Here is a 3,259-nt window from a genome sequence, read left to right as displayed (position 1 = left end):
TCGTACGTCTACGAGCCGGCGGACCGAGAATGGTCGTGGTCTCAGTTGTCACGACCCCCAGCGGCGCGGATTTGGTCGGCTGTAGGTTGCTGGACATCCCGCAGGTAAGATCCATCAGCGTCCCGGCCGGGCAGCTGATTACCGAGGTTTAGCCTGCGTTGGCATTCCTGCCGCTCGTGGACGGACAGACAGAGCCCAGGACATCTAGATCATTGGCTCGCCACCCGTGACCGCAATTACTGCCCCGGTCATGTAGCTGGAAAGCTCAGATGCCAGCAGCACATATGCACCGGCCAGTTCGGCGGGCTGACCCATGCGACCGAGCGGCGTATCGGCACCGAATTTTTCCACCTTGTCCGCCGTCATCGTTGATGGAATGAGCGGCGTCCAGATCGGCCCCGGTGCGACCGCATTCACGCGGATGCCCTTTTCGCCAAGCATCTGCGCCAGGCCAACGGTGAAGTTTGAGATCGCGCCCTTGGTCGCGGCATAGGCCAAGAGATGCGGTGACGGATCCTTGCCCTGTATCGACGTCGTATTGATGATCGAGCTTCCCCGCTTCAGATGCGGGATGGCCGCTTTAGAAAGGAAGAATGGCGCATAGATATTGGTCCGAAAGGTCTCGTCCCATTCCGCGGCCGTGATGTCACTGATTTCGCCACAGGTCCGCTGGAATGCCGCGTTGTTAACGAGGATGTCGATGCCGCCCAACTCGGCGACGGCGCGCTCCACCAGCGCCTGACAGTGGCTCTCATCCCTGATGTCGCCGGGGAAGAGCACGACGCGGCGGCCGGCGTCGCGGACCCATTTTGCCGTCTCCTCGGCGTCTTCCTCCTCATTAAGATAAGAGATCAGAAGATCGGCGCCCTCGCGGGCAAAGGCGATGGCCACGGCCCGGCCTATGCCGGAGTCGCCGCCGGTGATCAAAGCCACGCGCCCGGCCAGCTTGCCGCTGCCGGCGTAGCTCTGCTCTCCGTGGTCGGGCTCCGGTTGCATGAGGCGGGTCAGCCCCGGCGGCCTCTGCTGCTGCGGCTCTGGCGATTTCGGATTGGCGGTCGGTTCCATGATATACCTCTGCCGCTTGGAAATGGGCCGGCCGGCAACCGGCCAGCTTTCGGCTGCAATGGGGTCCAATACGCCGATCAGCTCCTGCGAAGGCGCCGAGCATTCGACTGCACCTGCCTGCTATAACCCGCAACGACGTTGTCCAGGCTCTCGCCAGCCAAAAGCCCGGCCCCGGCGTCTTCGGCGGCGACGACCTTCTCCGCGACCATCATTCGTGCCTCAGCCTTCGCTCGCGGCCCCCCTCGAAGCAGCTTCATCGATCTCAGCCAGATGACTTCGTTCGCCTCTGCTACAAGAATCATCACTTTGAACCAATCGACCATCACCTCACGTCCTATTTTGGGAGCGCGATCAGACTCTCCGGCGCAATTTTTCTTTAATAAATCTGCGACGTTTTGGTTCCTCAACTATAATTACTATAGTTCACTTATGATATCTTTAGAAGATATTCGCTTTGGTCGGATCTGAACGGACGGTGTCGCTGACGTTGCCCGTCCGGCCATTCTCGCGGACCTATTGAGAGGCGAACCAGAGGCCGGCCGACACGAGGAAGACAACCAAGGCCAATACAATCCAGCGGACACCCATGGTCGGACCACCTGAGATCTTACGGCTTCCCTCCGAACGTCCCGCAGGGGCTGCGCCGCTTGGCCGGCCGAGTTCGTGACGCGCGGCAAGCGCAACCCGCTCCGGCTCTGGCCCATGACCGCCGGCCTCGTCGTCAGTCCCCAGCGGAGACGCGGCTGGATCTGGAAACGAGACCTTGTCGGATGCTGCCCCGCGATCGATCTCGTGCCGAAGCCGATCAGCAGTCTCGACAGGACTTCGGGTTGCTCGCGTCGAATGCGCCGCTACTCCGGTCCGAAGCAAATTCTCTGAGGTGCTGTCGAGATCTTCAGGCATCTGCCGCTATCCGGTTTGCAAAAGCCTTGGGCTCGGCGCGCTCGGCCAATGCGGCGCTGCCGGTCGCCAGATGAAGAGCGATCGCATATGAAACCGCAGCGGCGAACAGCATTGTCTCCCCATGCTAGCTGCCACGACGCGTCGGCACGATGCGATCGGCGAAAATGGGATGGACGACGCCAGAGCGGCCGCCCAACCACCCGGCTATGGCGCCGAGCGCCAAGGCAACGAAGGCAACAAGTGCCCCCTTCGAGATCACCGAAGCAGCGGCTGTGGCGGCCTGCGTCGCCGTTTGTTTGGCGCTGTCGACTGTCTGACGATAGCGCTCCTAAATTTGCGTGACCTGCTGCTGCGCTTGGTCGAGCGAAATGCCGCGAGCCTCTGACAGAGCCTGAGCGGCCTGCTGACGCGCGTCGTCCGCTCCGAGGTTCCCGCCCATCAAGACATTGCGAATAGCACTAACGGCCTTCGCCTGCAGGGCGGCGGGGTCGGTGCCGGTGGCCCTGACCTGGCCCTCGATCGCGTCGAGCGGGTTCGCGTTGGCAATGATAGGCGCGGCGGTCTGGGCAACCGTCCGGCCGATGCCGCCGGTTGCCCCCGCCACACCGTTGAAGGCGCCGCCGACGATCGAACCAACCGCGGTCGAAAGCAGATAGATCACGACGATCGTGGAGAAGGCCCAGGTCGTCAGGCCATGCAGGGCGCCGGTCGTGGCCAGCGTACGGCCCGACATGCGGGCGGCGATATAGCCGCCGACATAGGCCGCGATGATCCCTGAGACGACATACCAGATGCCGGCGCCGATCGAGAAAGCGGATGCGGTGGGGTTATCCGAGGCCCCCATGCTTGGATCGAGGGTAGCGATGCCAATGCCGGCGCCGAGTAGCGTGAGCAACACCTGTACGACAAGTCCGACCACCACGCCGGCGAAGATGGCTCCCCAAGAGACCTTGTTGTTCATGATGGTACGTGCGTCATCGACCGATGACGGGACGGTCGCGTCGGTGCCGACTTTGGCCTCTTCACGGTAAGAGGACGCTGGCGACAAGGTTCTGTCGGTCATTTCTTTATTCCTTCGCAATCGTTTAGTGATGCGCCCGTGGGGTCCCGATTTAGCCAATCACCAAATCACACCGGACCTGTCGGGATGGGGGAGCCCGACAGGTCCGGCGCACCAGAAGTCAGCGCGACTTCCGGTAGAGCTTCTCGGCGATCTCGAACATTTCCTCCGGCGCGTAGTCGGGCGTGAAGGCCGACGGGACGCCGGTCAGCTGGTGGATCTTGCCGCCTT

Annotated in this window: 3 protein-coding genes and 1 pseudogene; all 4 read right to left on the bottom strand. The window is 62.3% G+C overall.

The features are described from left to right. Positions 1 to 204: 204 nt before the first annotated feature. Positions 205 to 1,065 (bottom strand): SDR family oxidoreductase, encoded by an 861-nt coding sequence (locus BUB39_RS24960; protein WP_244540378.1) that lies wholly within the window; start codon positions 1,063 to 1,065, stop codon positions 205 to 207. A 77-nt stretch (positions 1,066 to 1,142) separates the two neighbouring features. Next, a complete protein-coding gene (locus BUB39_RS24955) occupies positions 1,143 to 1,388 on the bottom strand; it encodes a hypothetical protein (RefSeq protein ID WP_073058771.1) in 246 nt (81 codons plus the stop codon). A 908-nt stretch (positions 1,389 to 2,296) separates the two neighbouring features. Beyond that, complete coding sequence (locus BUB39_RS24945; RefSeq protein WP_244540377.1) at positions 2,297 to 3,031, bottom strand: PhnA-like protein; 735 nt, start codon at positions 3,029 to 3,031, stop codon at positions 2,297 to 2,299. 118 nt (positions 3,032 to 3,149) lie between these two features. Next, a pseudogene (locus tag BUB39_RS25855) lies at positions 3,150 to 3,259 on the bottom strand (manganese catalase family protein); the annotation flags it as partial.

Source organism: Kaistia soli DSM 19436 (assembly GCF_900129325.1).
In the GTDB taxonomy this organism is placed as follows: Bacteria; Pseudomonadota; Alphaproteobacteria; order Rhizobiales; family Kaistiaceae; genus Kaistia; species Kaistia soli.
Note: the sequence above shows the minus strand (reverse complement) of the source record. Positions and strands in the feature narration are given on the sequence as shown.